We start from the raw sequence: 15,712 nt of genomic DNA on the forward strand, positions 1-15,712 counted from the left end.
GCCTATCGTCATGTTATTGACTGGTATGATCACTCTACCACAACCTTCAGGTTTGACCAGAGCCTTCATTGCCGTGTCATGCCTGCCAATCGCCTGGCTGCATGGCGGGATTAGCATCGTCGGCTGGCGGTTCGGGCGGCGCTCGCGGTGTTAGGGCTTGGCGTCCGGCCAGCGCGAGCACGAAGATGACGACGATGTCCTGGACGCCCGGCGGTAGGCCGATGATCTGCATGGTGGGCGACACGCGGGCCGGCGCAACCTTGCCGTCTTCCGTCTTGCCCCAGCCAGCGACAACTCGTCGAACTGCTGGCTGACCTCCATCCGGTGTGGTGAGTCAGACGGGAAACAGGAACGCTGCGCTCGGGTCGAAAAAGACCTGACGTTGGCTCGGCGCCACATCATGCGAAGCTGTGGCGGAGAATGTCGGCCTGATGTCGATCTCCTGTCCAGTGCTGGTACGCGCAACGATGCGCCGCCGTTCGCCATAGAAGGCAACGTCGATGATATCTACGACCAGCTCCACACTTTTCGGTCCTCGGTCCAGACGAAGGGCCTCCGGTCTGATCATCAATCTGGTTTTTTGCCCCGGTGCGAGGCTGCCATTTGCGTTGATACCCGAGACCAGCGAGCCGTCGGCGAGGCGGATGGTGGCGGCACCGCCAACGGTTTCCAGATGTTCCGCAGCCAAAAAATTCGAATTGCCGATGAAGCCTGCGACGAAATCGGTCGCTGGCCGGAGATATAGGTCCTCGCCGGTGCCGATCTGCTCGATGCGGCCGTCCCTGAAGAGCGCGATCCGATCCGAGAGGTGCAGCGCTTCCTCCTGGTCATGCGTGACATAGAGGATAGTAACGCCGGTCTCGCGGTGGATGCGGCGGATCTCGGCCTGGATCTCCTCGCGCAGTTTCTTGTCCAGCGCCGACAGCGGCTCGTCCATCAAAAGGATCGGCGGATCGTAGGCCAGCGCCCGGGCCAGCGCGACGCGCTGCTGCTGGCCGCCTGACAGCGCGCCAGGCAGTCTCGCGGCAAAGCTTTCCAGCCGTACCAGGGCCAGCATGTCGCCGACCTTCTTCTTCACCTCGGCTTCCGGCCGGCGCCGGACCCGAAGCGGAAAGGCAATGTTTTCGGCGACCGTCAGATGCGGAAACAGCGTGTAGCGCTGGAAGACCATGCCGATGTTGCGCTTGTGCGAGGGTATCGCCAGCAAGGATTTGCCTTCCAGCTGGACATCGCCGGAGCTCGGATCCTGGAAGCCGGCGATGGCATAGAGCGTCGTTGATTTTCCCGAACCCGACGGCCCGAGAAAGGTCAGGAACTGACCCTTTGGAATGTCCAGCGTGACGTCATGCACTGCGGTGATCGCGCCGAACGCCTTGCGCAGATTGCGGATGGAAAGGAAGGGCTGGGTCATGTCTGGAACTTTCGGCGCAGGAGTGCCGCCACTACCATCAGGGCAAGCGTCAGACCGACGAGCAGGCTGGAGGCGGCGGCGATGACCGGGCTCAGATCCGAGCGCAAGCTGCCCCAGATCTTGACCGGCAAGGTCTGCAAGGTGGGGCTCGCCATGAAGATCGCGACGACGACTTCATCCCAGGAGGCGAGGAAGGCGAAGATCGCGGCGGAAAAGATGCCGATCCTAATCGACGGCAAGGTGATCCTGAGCTTGGCCTCGAGCGGGCTGGCACCGCAGACGATGGCTGCATCCTCGATCGATTTGTCGAAGCCTTCGAGCGCCGTGGCGATCGGGATGATCGCGAAGGGCAGGGCAAGCACTGTGTGGGCGATGACGAAGCCGATCGTCGTACCGCCGAGACCGAGGCGCAGGAAGAAGGCGTAGATGGCGATGGCGAAGACCACGACCGGCAGGACCATCGGCGTTAGCAGCAGGCCGCGCAGGATCTCGCGGCCGCGGAACTGGCCGCGAACCAGGGCAAAGGAGGCGAGCAGGCCGATCGCCACGGCAAGTATCGTCGTCATGGCGGCGATGCGGGCGCTGGTCAGTGCCGCCTCCAGCCAGGACGGGTCGGCGAACAGCTCCTGGTACCATTTCAGCGTCCAGCCAGGTGGCGGAAAGGCCAGCCAGCGTGACGAGCCGAACGACAGCAGAACGATGAAAACTACCGGCAAGAGGAGGAAGGCGGCGACGAGCACGGTGAAGCCGAGCAGCGCAATTTTCAGCCATCCCATGCGGCCGTAGTCGAGCAGCATCTCAGACGCCTCCCGTCACGCGCCTGGCGCCGACAAGGCGCAGCTGCAATGCGTAGAGGGCCATGGTGACGACAAGGAGGATGAAGGCGGCGGCGCTGCCGAGCCCCCAATTGAGCAGCGACTGGATCATCTGCGCGATCATTTCGGCCAACATCATGTTCGACGTGCCGCCGAGCAGTGCCGGCGTGACGAAATAGCCGAGCGACATGACGAACACCATCAGGCCGCCGGCGGCGATGCCGGGCAACGACAGCGGCAAGAGGATGCGACGGAAGGCCTGGAAGGGACTGGCGCCGCACAGTGCCGCGGCACGCAGCGTCATCGGATCGATCGCCCGCAAGGTGCCGACCAGCGGCAGGATCATGAACGGCAGCATAATGTAGACCATGCCGATGGTGACGCCGGTAAGATTGTTGATGAGCGGCAGCGGCTGGTCGATGACACCAATGGCGATCAGCGCCCGATTGATGACACCGGTACGCTGCAGCAGCACCATCCAGGCATAGGTGCGGGTGAGCAAATTGGTCCACATCGACAGGATGATGACGCCGAAGACGATCGAGGCAAGCGCGGTCGGCATAATCGCCAGCATCCAGGCGACCGGAAAGGCGACGAGGACAGTGACTGCCGTGACCACCGCCGCGACCAGGAAGGTGTTGAAGAACACCCTGGCATAGGTGCCGTCACCCAGCAGCGTCGCGTAGTTCTGCAGGCCGGGTGCGGGCTCGGTGATGCTGCGCAACAGCAGGGCCAGCACCGGGACAACGAAGAAAAGCGCGATCAGGATCAGTGCCGGCAGCAGGCCACCGAAGCCTGCCGGCATCTTTAATGTTCCGAAGCTCTGACGCGTTTCGACCGACATGGCGGGAACCTGATTGTGGACGAGACAGCCTGCGCCGTCTCGTCCCGTTCTGTTGCGGTGTTACTTCGCTTGCCAGGCGTACCAGCGCGTCGCGATGGCATCGCGGTTCTCAGCCCAGTAGTTCATGTCGAGGTTGATCTGCCCCTCGACATGAGCGTCCGGCAACGACTTCACGACGTCGGCGGGCATCTCGGCCTTAGCCTTGGTGTTGATCGGCGCGTAACCGCTTGCCTCGGCAAATTTTGCCTGGCCGGCCGGGCTGCTCGCCGCAGCCAGGAACTTCATTGCGGCATCCTTGTTCTTGGCGCCCTTCGGCACCACCAGAACGTCGGCCGCCGTCAGGTTCTGGGCCCAGGACACGCCGACATCTGCCTCGTCATGCTGAAGCGCAAAGACGCGGCCGTTCCAGAGCTGGCCGAACGCTGCTTCGCCGGAAGCGATCAGCTGCTGCGATTCCGCGCCGCCACCCCACCAGACGATGTCCGACTTGATCGTGTCGAGCTTCTTGAAAGCGCGGTCGAGATCGAGCGGATAGAGCTTGTCGGCGGGAACGCCATCGGCGAGCAAGGCGATCTCGATGACGCCGGGCGCCGACCATTTGTAGAAGGTGCGCTTGCCCGGGAATTTCTTGGTGTCGAACATGTCGGCCCAGCCGGCAGGTTCGCCCGAAACGGCGCCCTTGTTCCAGGCGAGCACGAAGGAATAGTAAAAGCTGCCGACGGCATGGTCGGTGGTGAAGCGCGGATCGAGATCGGCCTGCGGCACCGCTTTGAAGTCGATCGGCTCCAGCAGCCCGTCCTTGGCCGCCTTGATGGCGAAATCCATCTCGACATCGACGACATCCCAGTTGACGCTGCCGGCGTCGACCATGGCCTTCAGTTTGCCGTAGTCGGTCGGCCCGTCCTGCAGGACCTTGATGCCGGATGCGGCGGTGAAGGGCTCGGCCCAGGACTTGGTCTGCGCTTCCTGGGTCGTTCCGCCCCAGCTGGTGAAGACCATTTCGTCGGCCTCGGCGGCCGTCGTTGCGAGCAGTCCGGCAAGGATGCCGGTGAAGATCAGTTTCATATCGTTCTCCTCTGTTTGTTTTCGTTGTTGGCTGTTCGCGGTCGGCGTTTTCGCCTTGATCGCGAATCCCCGTCCGCGGCGCTACCGCATGACAAAAGGATCGGGAATTGGGTCGTCCGAGGTGCGTATCCAGACCGATTTCGAACGCGTGTAGTCGCGGATCGCGTCCATGCCGCCTTCGCGGCCGAGGCCGGACTGGCCGTAGCCGCCAAACGGAACCAGCGGCGAGACGGCGCGGTAGGTGTTGATCCAGACCACGCCGGCGTGGATGCCGCGCGCCATGCGGTGGGCCTTGGCAAGATTGGTGGTGAAGACGCCGGAAGCTAGGCCGAACTTCGTATCGTTGGCGAGCGACAGCGCCTCGGCCTCGGTGTCGAAGGCGAGCGCGCTGAGCACCGGGCCGAAAAGCTCTTCGCGCACGCAGGCGAGGTTTTGATCAGGCGCCTCGATGATCGTCGGTGCATAGTAGAAGCCGTCCGCCTTGCCCTCGGGGCGCTTGCCGCCGGTGACCAGCCGGCCGCCACTGGTGAGGCTTTCGGCGACGGTCTTTTCGATCCACTCGCGCTGGCGTGCCGTGGCGAGCGGCCCCATTTCGGTGGTCGGATCCTGCGGGTCGCCGATCCGGATCGCCTCGGCCTTGCGCTTGAGCCGGGCGAGAAATTCGTCCTTCACCGAGCGCTCGACCAACAGCCGCGAGCCGGCGACGCAGCTCTGGCCGGTGGCGGCAAAGATGCCGGCGACGATAGCGTTGGCGGCGCTGTCCAGATCTGCATCGGCAAACACCACGACCGGGCTTTTGCCGCCGAGTTCGAGCGTGGTGTAGGCGAGATTTTCCGCCGTGTTCCTGACGATCTGCCGCGCCGTCCCAGGACCGCCGGTGAAGGCAACGCGGGCGACCAGCGGATGGCTGGTCAGGCGGTGTCCGCAATCATGGCCGAAGCCGGTCAGGATGCTGACACTGCCTTCGGGAAATCCGGCTTCGTGGACGAGTTCGGCAAAGGCGAGCAGCGGTGCAGGGCCATCCTCGGACGCCTTGAGGACGATCGTGCAGCCAGCTGCCAGCGCCGGCCCGAGCTTGACGGCCGACAGGAAGAGCTGCGAATTCCACGGCACGACGGCGGCAACGACGCCGATCGGCTCCGGCCGGATCGTCACCTCCATATCCGCCTTGTCGATAGGAACAAACGAGCCTTCGTGCTTGTCGGCGAGACCACCATAGTAGCGGTAGTAATCGCCGACATAGCCGATCTGGGCGCGGGTCTCGCGGATGATCTTGCCGGTGTCGCGCGTCTCGAGTTCAGCCAGCCGATCGGCATTGGCGACGACGAGATCGCCGAGCCGCACCAGAAGCTTGCCGCGCGCCGTTGCGGTCATCGCTGCCCATGGGCCGGAGCGCAGTGCCCGATGTGCGGCCTCGACGGCGCGGTCGACATCGGCGGCTGAAGCAGCGGGCATTTTTGCCCATGTTGCGCCGGTCGACGGGTTGATGCTGTCGAAGGTCGAGGCGGCCTCCACGAACTGGCCGTCTATGTAGTTCCTGAATTCGCCGGTGCTCGTCACGCGCGCGGTCCCTGGAAGGCCGGCATCACTTTGTCGATGAACAACTGCAGCGATTTCTTCTTGCGCTCGTGCGAAAGGCCGCTGTCGATCCAGATCGAATACTGGTCATAGCCGAGCGCTTCGTACGCCTTGAGCCGGGCGATCACCTCGTCGGCTTCGCCGATCACCAGATTCTGTCTGATCTTGTCCGGCGCATATTGCGGCATGGCCGCAATCTCAGCCTCGGTCAGTTCTTCCAGAACGCCCTGGCGCACCGGCTTCTTGTTCTGGAACCAGGCGCCGAACTGGCAGTAGAATTGCGACAGGTCCTGCGTCAGGCGATCGGCATCGGCCGCGTCCTCGGCGACGAACGTATGCATCAGGAGCATGATCTCCGGCCGCGGTATTTCGGGATGGGCGGCACAGGCCGTGTTGAAGCGCCCCATCAGGCTCGCCACTTCGCCGTCGCCTGAGGCAAGCGGCGTCACCTGTACGTTGCATTTGTTGGCCACGGCAAAGTCGTGCGAGTTAGGGTCACGCGCCGCCACCCAGATCGGCGGATAGGGCTTTTGCAGCGGCTTGGGCGATGAGGTGGTCGACGGAAACGACCAGAATTCGCCGGACAGTTCGAAGTCGCCATCCCACAGGCCACGGATCGCCGGCACCATCTCGCGCATGCGCTGACCCGCGCCCCAGGCTTCGAGCCCGGGGAAAAGCCGCTGGTACTCATAGCTGTAGGCGCCGCGCGCAATGCCGATATCGAGCCGGCCGCCGGTAATGACGTCGGCCATTGCTGCTTCGCCGGCGAGCTTGATCGGGTGCCAGAATGGCGCGACGATGGTTCCGGTGCCGAGCCGGATGCGCGTCGTCTTTGCGCCGAGATAGGCGATGTTGATGAACGGGTTGGGCGAGATGGTGAATTCCATCCCGTGATGCTCGCCGATCCAGGCCGTCTCGAAGCCGGCATGCTCGGCCAGCAGCACAAGCTCTTCCAGTTCGGCGACGAGCTCGGAATGCGGTTTCGCCAGATCCGAGCGTTCCATGTGAACGAAAAGCGAAAATTTCATCGGGTTCACCTGCGACCGGAATGAAGAGCTTGCGAAGGCGCGGGCTTGGCGAGTGGCCGGACCTCGCCTTCGACCGCGTTGCCGACATAGACGCCGAATGCATCTTCCGTACGTTCACGGACATAGCGGGTCAGCATGGAACGAACCGCCGGATCGGCGACCTTGAGATCGGCGATATGGTCGATGTCGACAAGCCTGACCTGGCGATCGCTGGAGGCGGGGGCGGTGACCGTCCCCCGGTAGTAGACGTGCGAGCGCGACGGATCGGCCGCGTCGTCCCACACTGCAAACAGGAAGCCGAGCTGTGCGTCGACCACCTTGGCGGCGAGGCATCCCTTGAGGCTGCGGGCATCCCTGGGCGAGCCCAGCCCGCGACCCGCCGGCAACTCGTGGAAACCGTCCGGGGTTTCGAAGAACAGCACGCGACCTTCATTTTCGAGGATGGCGCCAACTTCGGTTCCCGAAGGTGCTGCCGCCAGCGCCTCCTGGCTGAGGCCTGGTGTGACATAGGTGCCGCGGCAATAGCCGAGCGGCTGCGCACCATTGTGGGTGAAGTCGCGAACGCGACCGATGAGGATCGAATGGTCGCCGGCATCGACCAGTTGCTCCATGGCGCAATCGAACACGGCGACGGAACCGTCGATCAGCGGATTGCCGGTGTGTCCGGATTGCCAGGCAACGGAAGCGAATTTGTCAGCTGCTTTGGAGGCGAAAATGCCGGATTCGGCCTTCTGACTCTCCGAGAGGATGTTGATCGCGAAACCTCTTGAGGTCGAAAACGCGCTGTGCCCCAACGCCTTCTTGGCGATGCACACAAGCACCAGCGGCGGATCGAGCGAGACCGAGGTGAAGGAATTGGCGGTGAAGCCGCGCGGTTCGCCTTCCGCACTGACCGTGGTGACGATGGTGACGCCGGTCAGAAACGAACCTAGCGCCCGCCTGAATTCGCCGGGGTCAAATGCAGGAGCCTCCGGCTTGGCGGCGGCGTCTTTCTCGGCATCGAGAAAAGCCATGATGTGTTGAGTCACTTTTTCGGGCGAAGCGATTGTCATCATGTGCCTTTCGCCGCTCAACACGAGGCATTGGCCGCGCGGTGCAAGCCGCGCCATGGCCGCTGACATGGCCGGCGTCGAATTCCTGTCCTCGGATCCGGTCATAAACAGCGCTGGCGCCGCAAGCTCGGCTAAGCGATCGGCATGCTGGGTATCGGCGTGAGCAAAGAGGCGATAGGTGCGCGCGTAGCCCTCGGCGCTGACACCTTCAAGCGCGATGCGGGCCGTCGCGGCCGCGCCGGCCAAATTGGTTGGCAGTGGATCGCCGAACCAGCGGGCTAGCGTTGCGGCGATGGCGGAGGGGTCGCCATGACTGCCGAGTGCTGCCGCCCGTTCGCGCACAGCCTGCGCCAATGCCTCAGGACGACGGAACACGCCATTGAGACAGACGATGGAGCTGACCCGCGACGGTGCGCGATGGGCGATTTCGAGGGCCACCAACGCCCCCATGGAATGGCCGACGATCGATACGGAGGCGAGACCGAGGTGATCGATCAGGCGAAGCGCCTGATCGGCAAAGTCGGACAGTGCGGCATTTTCGGGCGGCAGCGGCGAGTTGCCGTGGCCGAGCATATCAATGGCGATCAGGTCGTGGCGGCCTTTCATCGAAGCGATCTGATCCTGCCAGATCGCGGCATTCATGCCGACGCCGTGGATGAGCAGAACCGGCGCGCCGGAGCCGGCACGGATGAAGCCGGTTCCGTCCGGAGCCGTGTCCCGGACCCATGCGGAGGCGGCGACGTCAGCCATGCAGGTCCCCGACCTCCTTGAGATCCTGATAGCGGTCGCCGATGCGGTGGTGCGGGCGCCCGCCAATGGAGGCGCCAAGCGCCACCACCAGTTCGTCGGGCGCCGGCGCATCGCCGATCTGGAAATGCACAGTTAGATAATGGGAGCGACGGCCTTCGTCGTTCTTGTCCATCAGCGGAATCATGATTGGCGTGTTCGGCCCGCCGCGCAGATTGGTAAAGGCGAGGTAGGTCTTGGCGCCGACGGCGCGGCGATAGTGATTGCCGAAATGTAGCGTGTGGATCAGCGCCGAAGCGTGCTCTATTTCGCCCGAGGTGCCGCAGATGGCGGCCTTGCCGTAGCCTTCGATCGCCTCGCCCGAACCGGCGACGGCGATGATCTCGCGGGTCAGCATTTCGCCAAGGATGGGAGCGATGGCGCGGATCTCGGGAGAAAGATCCTCGATGAAACCACGGCCAGCCCAAGGGTTCGTCAGCACAGCCGCTACACCGACCAGTCTCAGCGGCTGGGGTGCTGCCTTTCCGCCTTCGATCAGCGTGTTCTCGATATAGGTGACGATCTTTCGAATGGCCGGCTTCATCAAAATCCTCGGTCGGATAGCGCGGTTCAGCGCCGTCATGTCTATCGCGTCTTATGGTATACCATGCTATGGAGCGCCAAGAACCTTGTCAATTGGCCACGGAATCTGTTTTGTGGCCGTACCAGGGAGGCGAGAAAAAATGTCAGAAGATGCGCTGCGGATCGACCGCTCCGCCAAGACGTTGCGGACGCTGGCGCTGGAGCGCATGCGCGAGGCGATCATGGATTTCCACTTCCAACCCGGCGAGAGACTGGTCGAGCGGCGGCTTTGCGATCAGCTCGGGGTCAGCCGTTCGGTCGTGCGCGAGGTTTTGCGGCAATTGGAGGCCGAAGGCCTGGTGCAGATGATACCGGGCCATGGACCGGCCGTGGCCAAGCCGGATCTCGGCCGCACCGACGAGATCTATGAATTGCGAGCGCTGCTGGAGGGCATCGCGGCGCGAGCTTGCGCCATGTCGGCCACGAGCGAGCAGATTGCCTTGCTCGATGGCGCTTTGACCAACCTGTTCGAAGCCTGGGCTTCGGGCGTGCCGGTCGCGGTGATGCGGGCGACGACCAAATTCTACGAGGCGCTGTTCGAAGCGGCCGACAAGCGTATTGCCTGGGAAATCGTCACCGGGCTGAATGTCCGCATCAACCAGCTGCGTTCGATGACCATTGCCTCGGACAACCGCCGCGAGCCGGCGATCGCCGAAATGACCGAAATCATGGACGCAATCAAGTTGCGCGACCCTGATAAAGCTGAGGCCGCCGCTCGACATCATGTCGAACAAGCTTGGTTTATCGCGCAGCAGTTGTTGCGCCCGAGGTGACGACGCGTTTTGTTGTGCAGCTCAAGCGTCAATGTGAGCTCAAGACCGGTCTTGGCGCGAAGGAGGCGTAGGGGCGCTATATTCGACTGTGGCGGAACCATATGGAACGATACGGGAAGATTTCTGGTTCTGGCCCGCGAAAAAGCCCATGAAATCAACGTTCTTGATACGTCCTCCGGGCTCACCAGATTAAAAAAATATCAAAGGTTTACCTGAAAGCCTTCGTGAGTGAATTCATTATCTCGGCTAAACTCGTGGCGTTCGAAAGAAAATGTTTCGGGCCTTTGCGCCAGAACTCTCCTTCTCATTCAAGGCACCCACTACACCTAGTCCAGAAATTCTGGCGCCGAGAATGCCGCGACAGCTAGCTGACGCGAAATGCCACTCTCTGTCCTGAAGACGCATTTGAACCTGAACGTCTGTGAGGCGCTTCGCATCCCGGACTCCCAGGTTCGCAAGTGTATCGCCTAGACCAACAGTTGTCGAAGGCGACTATTTGGGCTCGTCCTGATCGTCGTCCATCAGGATACGTACCGCGGCCCCGTCCAGGTCTTCGTACTGCTCATTTCGCAAGGTCCACATGAATGCCACAAGGCCGAGTAGCCCGAGCAGGATTGCGACAGGCACAAGGAAAGCCAAATAGCTCATGTTGTCGTGTTCAATATCTGGGCGGAAAGCAGGCCTGACACCCTGCGCCTGAAAGGCATTCGGGAACCCAGACGTAAGGCATTGGCCACCACCAAGACGGACGACAGCGACATTGCCGCTGCAGCCACGAGCGGGGTGATGTATCCGCATACTGCAAATGGCACCGCAACGGCGTTGTAGCCGACTGCCAGGGCGAAATTCTGCCGGATCAGCTTTCCGGCATTGCGCGAAATCTCGTAGGCGTCGGCGACGCTCGCAAGGCTTTCTTTCAAGAACACGAAGTCGGCTGCATTGCGGCCGACGTCGGCCGCCGTCGCAGGAGCCATGGAGACATGTGCGGCGGCGAGGGCCGGCGCGTCGTTAAGTCCGTCTCCCACCATCAACACCTTGGAGTGGGCAGCGGTGAGAGCCGCGATCCGCTCAACCTTGTCGGATGGAAGCATTTCCGGCGTGAAATCATCGATGCCGAGTTTCGAAGCCAGAGCGGCCACGGCAGATCTACGGTCACCGGATAGAATGCCGACACCGAGGCCCTGGTGGCGCAATCGATCGATCGTCGCGCGCGCGCCGCCTCGCATGGTGTCTTCAAACACAAGCCGCGCCAGTTGCTGCCCGTTCTGGACCAACAGCGACACCGAAAACCAGTCGTCCGCACCTTCCGGCATTTTTCGGCCGAGCGCCCAGTCCGGTCGGCCCAGGCGGTAGAACGTGGTTCCCATCCTGGCTTTGAGACCGCGGCCGGGGTACTCGGTGAGATTGTTCATAGGAGAGGTTGCAACGGAGCCTTGCGATGCGGCAGCCAGAATTGCGAGGGACATCGGATGCCGAGAGCCCGACGCCATTTTGGCGGCAAGCACCAATGCACCGGGATCAACATCAGCCTTGTTGACGAGATGGGGACGGCCGAGCGTCAGTGTGCCGGTCTTGTCGAACAGCACAGTGTTGACTTCGGCGAGGCGCTCGAGAGCGGAGCCGTCCCTGACCATCACGCCTTTTTCGAAGAGGCGCCGGGCGGCAACGACCTGCACGATCGGAACGGCAAGACCGAGTGCGCACGGGCAGGTTATGATCAACACGGCGATGGCGATCGAAACCGATGCGTGCCAATCCCTTGTCATGGAGAGCCACCCCAGAAAGGACAGCAAGGCGATGGCATGCACGACTGGCGAATAGAGCGCCGAGGCACGATCCGCCAGTCTTCGATAGTGCGCCCTACCGCCCTCGGCTGCTTCCATCATTCTGATCATTTCCGCCAGGAACGAATCCTTTGCCTCGGCTGCGGCCCTTATCGTGAGTGGCCCCGTCAGATTGAGAAGCCCGGCCTGGACCAGGGTGCCCGGAATGGCGGGCCTGGGTGCCGTCTCTCCGGTGACGACCGAACAATCGAGCTCCGAAGCGCCTTCCAGGACGATCCCGTCGACAGGGACCCTGTCGCCGGCGGCAATGAGGATGGAGGTTCCCAGCCTGATCTCCGCGACCGGGACATAGTGCCGGCCGTCGGCGTCCACCACGATCGCTCCTCGCGGCGCCAGGTTCGCAAGCCCAGCCACGGCCGAGCGCGCCTTTTCCCGCATCACATGGTCGAGCGTGCGGCCGATGAGCAGGAAGAACAAAAGCGATGTCGCCGCGTCGAAATAGGCATGTGGCCCACTGTGAATGGTGTCGTAGAGACTGAGCCCGAACGCCATCAAAACGCCGATTGAAATCGGCACGTCCATGTTGGTCCGGCCGTTGCGCAAGGCAACCCATGCCGAGGAAAAGAATATCCGTCCCGAATAGACGATTGCCGGCAAGGCGAGCCCCGCGGAAATCCAGTGGAACGCCTGACGGGTTCCGCCCTCGGCTCCGGACCAGACCGAAACCGACAGCAGCATGATATTCATGGCGCAGAAGCCGGCGACGGCGAGCGCCTTGATCAACCGGGAATATTCGGGACTGCGCTGGTCGGTTTCCGCAGTGAAGACATGTGACGCGTAGCCCGCCGCTCTCAGCGCGCCAATGAGATCTGGTGCCTTGTCGACGCGCGGGCGCCATTTCACGATGGTCCGTTTCATCGAAAGGTTGGCCCGCGCATATTCGACGCCGGGCAAGCGCGACAGAGCGCGCTCGACCGTGGCCATGCAGGATGCGCAATGGATTTCGGGCACCGACAGATCGGTTTGAAAAAGGCCGCCGCCGAGGTCGCGGCTGACAAGGACAAGCTCCTCACGCGGACTGGAAACCCGACCCGCCGGGCCGATCTCCAGGGCAGCTTCGGCCCCGGGTGCGCAGCAGCTCATAAGCGCTACTCCTTCAGCCCCGGCTCAGCCGATATGGTCCTGTAGGCATGCCATGTGGCATGCCCGAGCAGAGGAAAGGTGACGATCAATCCGACCAGCCCGGTGCCAAGGCCAAGAAGGGTCAGCAGCAGCACCATCGCACCCCAGGCTATCATCACCGGCCGGTTGTTCCAGACCAGCGAAATGCTGGTGCCCATCGCGGTAAACGCATCCGTTCGCTGGTCGAGGAGCATGGGAACCGAAAAGGCGCTGATGGCGAAGGAGAATGCGGCGAACACCCCGCCAACCACCGTGCCGACGGCCAACATTGCCCAGCCGATGGTGGTGGTGAAAAGCATCGGGGCAAGGTGATCGAGGCCGGGAAACGGCCGCCAGCCGAAGAACAGCGCGTAGATGATGACCGCAGCACGCATCCACAGCAGCGCCAGGCCGAGCATGATGAAGCCGACGAAGAGAATCTGGGCGCCGGAGGCCGGCCTGACGAAGATCATCCTGGCAAGAGAGATGGCTCTGCCCTGTTCCAGCGATCGGCTTTTTTCATAGAGCCCGACGGCGATGAGCGGGCCGACAACCATGAAGGCCGCGGTGGCGGGAAACAGGATGTAGTCGAGCCGAAATAGGAAAAGCCCGCCGACGATCATCGCGGACACGGCAAAGACCGCCAGCCCATAGGCGAGACTGGGGGCCGGCGTTGCCGTCAGGTCCTGCCAGCCGGCGCGCAGCCAGCCAAACGCGGCACTGGCCGGGAGACCGCGGTTGCGCGATGCGACGCGGACGAATTCCTCGTCATTGGCCATATGGAGATCACTCATTTCCATGATCCTTCCTGTCGTTTCGCCGGGTCGCGCAGCTTCAGCGTCAGCACGACGAACTGGCCGCAGCGTAGCTGTTCTTCGCGGGGTCGCCGGGTTCCTTCAAATGCGGCACGCAGTCGGATTGCGAGGCGAAGGACACGTAGACCAGATGGAAATTGGCAGCGGCGACCAGCGCCAGTCCCGCCGTGACCAGGACGAGCGCGACAGTCCGCGAGCGCGATCGCGGCCCCGACGGCATGGCGGGATCCAGCATCACTCAGGCTCCTTCCGGAGGGAGAGCACATAGAGGGCGAGTATTTTGCGCTGGGTCGGAGAGAAGCGCTGTTCCCAACTAGGCATGGTGCCTTGCCGGCCGCCATAGACTGTCTCGTTGACGGACTGGAGGTCGCCACCATAGATCCAGTTGCTGTCGGTCAGGTCAGGCGCGCCGACGTCGTGCTTGCCCTTGGCATCGTCGCCATGACAGGCGATGCAATTCTGTTTGAACACGTCCTGTCCGGCGGCAATGCTTTGCGGATCGGCATCGAGGCCGTCTGTGGTACCGCCGAGAGACCGCACATAGGCGACGACGTCAGCCAGTTGCTTGCTCTCGATCACGCCATCGCGGCCAAAGGCCAGCATCTGCGAGGTCCGCGTATCGGGGTGCGTCGAGTTGATGCCGACTCGCAGCGTTTCAAAGATCGTTTCGGGATCACCGCCCCAGAGCCAGATGCCGGCGGTGAGGTTGGGAAATCCGGGACCGCCCATGGCTTTGGTGCCGTGGCAAGCCGCGCAATTGTCGCCAAACAGCGTGTGGCCGGTTTCTTCGACGATCGTCATCATCGAAGGATCGGCCTGAATTGCCGCAAAATCCATTTGATCGATCTTTTGGGTCCAGGCGGCACGCTCCAGCGTGGCATCCTTTACCAGGCGTTCGACACTGGTCTTCTGGTCCATTCCAAGCAGGCCCTTGGTGTAGGTCTTGCCCAATGGCCAGGCCGGCATGAGGACCCAGTAGCACACGGCAAAAAGGATGGTGGTGGCCAGGAAGAAGAACACAATGCGCGGAATTGGCGTGTACAGCTCCTTGATGCCATTCCACTCATGACCGGTCGTGATCTGTCCCGTGACGGGATCGCGCTCGCCTATTTCCATGGCTTGTCATCTCCGTCGAGAATGCTGTCTTTCGCCCTTTCGAACCGCTTCTTGTTCGACGGCCAGAACGTGTAGACGAGGACGCCTACGGCCATCGCGATCAGGTAGAAAAGGCCCCAGCTTTTGGAAAAGGCGACGACGACTTCGTGTTCCCAGCTCATTGCGCGGCCTCCGGCTGCGCGGCAACCTCCGCCTGGGCGGCGCCGGTCAGGTGGCCAAGGATCTGCAGATAGGCGACCAGCGCATCCATTTCGGTGACGGTTGCCGGATTGCCGTCAAAGGCCCTGACCTGTGTTGCCTGGCCGTAGCGCTTGGTAACGCCTGCGGCGAAATCGCCCTCCGGCGCGGTCTGGCCGAGCGCGTCGTGGGGGGCATTGGCGATCATGTCGTCGGTGTAGGGAACGCCGACGTCCCTGAGGGCGGTGAGATGCTCGCCTAGATCGTCGATGCGCAGCGGGTTGTCGCGCAGCCAGCCGAATTTGGGCATGATCGATTCCGGAACCACCGCGCGCGGGTTGATCAAATGGGCGACCTGCCAGGCGTCGGAATATTTGCCGCCGATGCGCGCCAGATCCGGCCCCGTGCGCTTTGATCCCCACAACATCGGATGATCGTATTTCGATTCAACGGCGAGCGAATAAGGGCCGTAGCGTTCGACTTCGTCGCGCAATGTCCGGATCATTTGCGAATGGCAGGCGTAGCAGCCTTCGCGCATGTAGATGTTGCGCCCGGCCTGCTCCAGCGGGGTGTAGACCCGCATGTCCGGCGCGTTCTCGACCGTGTTGTCGATGGTGAACAGCGGAGCGATCTCCACGAAGCCGCCGATGCTGGAGACCACGACGATGGCAAGGACGAAGCCGATGGCGCTGCGTTCGATTTTGCGATGAAATTCGCGCATGATC

The 15,712-nt window shown here is 62.6% G+C and carries 17 protein-coding genes; 1 reads left to right on the forward strand and 16 read right to left on the reverse strand.

The genetic code is table 11. The annotated features are described in order from the left end of the window. Window positions 1-76: 76 nt before the first annotated feature. The 9 genes from AC1DZ8_RS13800 to AC1DZ8_RS13840 form a co-directional block, all read right to left on the reverse strand. Entirely contained in the window at window positions 77-244 is a 168-nt protein-coding gene (locus AC1DZ8_RS13800) for a hypothetical protein (RefSeq protein ID WP_477304649.1), read from the reverse strand. Window positions 245-334: 90 nt separating this feature from the next. Further along, window positions 335-1,411, reverse strand: coding sequence for an ABC transporter ATP-binding protein (locus tag AC1DZ8_RS13805; RefSeq protein ID WP_477304647.1), 1,077 nt, complete (start codon window positions 1,409-1,411; stop codon window positions 335-337). Next, on the reverse strand, window positions 1,408-2,208 hold the full coding sequence (locus tag AC1DZ8_RS13810; RefSeq protein ID WP_477304645.1) for an ABC transporter permease: 801 nt from the start codon (window positions 2,206-2,208) through the stop codon (window positions 1,408-1,410). The genes AC1DZ8_RS13805 and AC1DZ8_RS13810 overlap by 4 nt, the downstream gene beginning before the upstream one ends. Before the next feature lies 1 nt (window position 2,209). After that, window positions 2,210-3,070, reverse strand: a complete 861-nt coding sequence (locus tag AC1DZ8_RS13815) for an ABC transporter permease (RefSeq protein WP_477304643.1) — start codon at window positions 3,068-3,070, stop codon at window positions 2,210-2,212. 60 nt (window positions 3,071-3,130) lie between these two features. Continuing rightward, complete coding sequence (locus AC1DZ8_RS13820) at window positions 3,131-4,135, reverse strand: ABC transporter substrate-binding protein (RefSeq protein WP_477304641.1); 1,005 nt, start codon at window positions 4,133-4,135, stop codon at window positions 3,131-3,133. Between the two features lie 81 nt (window positions 4,136-4,216). Continuing rightward, window positions 4,217-5,695 (reverse strand): aldehyde dehydrogenase, encoded by a 1,479-nt coding sequence (locus AC1DZ8_RS13825; RefSeq protein WP_477304639.1) that lies wholly within the window; start codon window positions 5,693-5,695, stop codon window positions 4,217-4,219. Beyond that, window positions 5,692-6,741, reverse strand: coding sequence for an LLM class flavin-dependent oxidoreductase (locus tag AC1DZ8_RS13830; RefSeq protein ID WP_477304637.1), 1,050 nt, complete (start codon window positions 6,739-6,741; stop codon window positions 5,692-5,694). Before AC1DZ8_RS13830 ends, AC1DZ8_RS13825 begins: the two co-directional genes overlap by 4 nt. A gap of 5 nt (window positions 6,742-6,746) precedes the next feature. Next, the gene (locus tag AC1DZ8_RS13835; RefSeq protein WP_477304635.1) at window positions 6,747-8,543 is read right to left on the reverse strand and encodes an alpha/beta fold hydrolase; all 1,797 of its coding nucleotides are present in this window, start codon (window positions 8,541-8,543) and stop codon (window positions 6,747-6,749) included. After that, on the reverse strand, window positions 8,536-9,123 hold the full coding sequence (locus AC1DZ8_RS13840) for an amino acid synthesis family protein (protein WP_477304633.1): 588 nt from the start codon (window positions 9,121-9,123) through the stop codon (window positions 8,536-8,538). Before AC1DZ8_RS13840 ends, AC1DZ8_RS13835 begins: the two co-directional genes overlap by 8 nt. A gap of 139 nt (window positions 9,124-9,262) precedes the next feature. On the opposite strand from AC1DZ8_RS13840, the gene AC1DZ8_RS13845 reads away from it, so the two are divergent. Further along, on the forward strand, window positions 9,263-9,934 hold the full coding sequence (locus AC1DZ8_RS13845; RefSeq protein ID WP_477304848.1) for a GntR family transcriptional regulator: 672 nt from the start codon (window positions 9,263-9,265) through the stop codon (window positions 9,932-9,934). A 492-nt stretch (window positions 9,935-10,426) separates the two neighbouring features. Here the strand turns inward: AC1DZ8_RS13845 and ccoS are convergent, their stop codons facing one another. The 7 genes from ccoS to ccoO are packed head-to-tail and all read right to left on the reverse strand — an operon-like array spanning window position 10,427 to window position 15,708. Further along, window positions 10,427-10,582: a cbb3-type cytochrome oxidase assembly protein CcoS gene (gene ccoS, locus AC1DZ8_RS13850; RefSeq protein WP_477304631.1), complete on the reverse strand. Its 156-nt coding sequence runs from the start codon at window positions 10,580-10,582 to the stop codon at window positions 10,427-10,429. After that, window positions 10,579-12,861 (reverse strand): cation-translocating P-type ATPase, encoded by a 2,283-nt coding sequence (locus AC1DZ8_RS13855; RefSeq protein WP_477401028.1) that lies wholly within the window; start codon window positions 12,859-12,861, stop codon window positions 10,579-10,581. The genes ccoS and AC1DZ8_RS13855 overlap by 4 nt, the downstream gene beginning before the upstream one ends. Window positions 12,862-12,866: 5 nt before the next feature. Beyond that, the gene (locus tag AC1DZ8_RS13860) at window positions 12,867-13,673 is read right to left on the reverse strand and encodes a DUF2189 domain-containing protein (RefSeq protein ID WP_477304629.1); all 807 of its coding nucleotides are present in this window, start codon (window positions 13,671-13,673) and stop codon (window positions 12,867-12,869) included. A gap of 46 nt (window positions 13,674-13,719) precedes the next feature. After that, window positions 13,720-13,929 (reverse strand): hypothetical protein, encoded by a 210-nt coding sequence (locus AC1DZ8_RS13865; RefSeq protein WP_477304627.1) that lies wholly within the window; start codon window positions 13,927-13,929, stop codon window positions 13,720-13,722. Next, entirely contained in the window at window positions 13,929-14,810 is an 882-nt protein-coding gene (gene ccoP, locus AC1DZ8_RS13870; protein ID WP_477304625.1) for a cytochrome-c oxidase, cbb3-type subunit III, read from the reverse strand. The genes AC1DZ8_RS13865 and ccoP overlap by 1 nt, the downstream gene beginning before the upstream one ends. Continuing rightward, a complete protein-coding gene (locus tag AC1DZ8_RS13875) occupies window positions 14,801-14,971 on the reverse strand; it encodes a cbb3-type cytochrome c oxidase subunit 3 (RefSeq protein WP_477304623.1) in 171 nt (56 codons plus the stop codon). The genes ccoP and AC1DZ8_RS13875 overlap by 10 nt, the downstream gene beginning before the upstream one ends. Continuing rightward, window positions 14,968-15,708 (reverse strand): cytochrome-c oxidase, cbb3-type subunit II, encoded by a 741-nt coding sequence (ccoO, locus tag AC1DZ8_RS13880; RefSeq protein WP_477304621.1) that lies wholly within the window; start codon window positions 15,706-15,708, stop codon window positions 14,968-14,970. Before ccoO ends, AC1DZ8_RS13875 begins: the two co-directional genes overlap by 4 nt. Window positions 15,709-15,712 lie beyond the last annotated feature (4 nt).

The organism is Mesorhizobium sp. P2_F7, assembly GCF_056403695.1.

Coding starts and splice junctions, on each gene's coding strand:
- AC1DZ8_RS13815 (WP_477304643.1), bottom strand. CDS start 3,070: ATGTCGGTCGAAACGCGTCAGAGCTTCGGAACATTAAAGATGCCGGCA.
- AC1DZ8_RS13810 (WP_477304645.1), bottom strand. CDS start 2,208: ATGCTGCTCGACTACGGCCGCATGGGATGGCTGAAAATTGCGCTGCTC.
- AC1DZ8_RS13835 (WP_477304635.1), bottom strand. CDS start 8,543: ATGGCTGACGTCGCCGCCTCCGCATGGGTCCGGGACACGGCTCCGGAC.
- AC1DZ8_RS13875 (WP_477304623.1), bottom strand. CDS start 14,971: ATGAGCTGGGAACACGAAGTCGTCGTCGCCTTTTCCAAAAGCTGGGGC.
- AC1DZ8_RS13805 (WP_477304647.1), bottom strand. CDS start 1,411: ATGACCCAGCCCTTCCTTTCCATCCGCAATCTGCGCAAGGCGTTCGGC.
- ccoO (WP_477304621.1), bottom strand. CDS start 15,708: ATGCGCGAATTTCATCGCAAAATCGAACGCAGCGCCATCGGCTTCGTC.
- AC1DZ8_RS13820 (WP_477304641.1), bottom strand. CDS start 4,135: ATGAAACTGATCTTCACCGGCATCCTTGCCGGACTGCTCGCAACGACG.
- AC1DZ8_RS13845 (WP_477304848.1), top strand. CDS start 9,263: ATGTCAGAAGATGCGCTGCGGATCGACCGCTCCGCCAAGACGTTGCGG.
- AC1DZ8_RS13865 (WP_477304627.1), bottom strand. CDS start 13,929: ATGCTGGATCCCGCCATGCCGTCGGGGCCGCGATCGCGCTCGCGGACT.
- AC1DZ8_RS13830 (WP_477304637.1), bottom strand. CDS start 6,741: ATGAAATTTTCGCTTTTCGTTCACATGGAACGCTCGGATCTGGCGAAA.
- ccoP (WP_477304625.1), bottom strand. CDS start 14,810: ATGGAAATAGGCGAGCGCGATCCCGTCACGGGACAGATCACGACCGGT.
- AC1DZ8_RS13860 (WP_477304629.1), bottom strand. CDS start 13,673: ATGAGTGATCTCCATATGGCCAATGACGAGGAATTCGTCCGCGTCGCA.
- ccoS (WP_477304631.1), bottom strand. CDS start 10,582: ATGAGCTATTTGGCTTTCCTTGTGCCTGTCGCAATCCTGCTCGGGCTA.
- AC1DZ8_RS13840 (WP_477304633.1), bottom strand. CDS start 9,123: ATGAAGCCGGCCATTCGAAAGATCGTCACCTATATCGAGAACACGCTG.
- AC1DZ8_RS13855 (WP_477401028.1), bottom strand. CDS start 12,861: ATGAGCTGCTGCGCACCCGGGGCCGAAGCTGCCCTGGAGATCGGCCCG.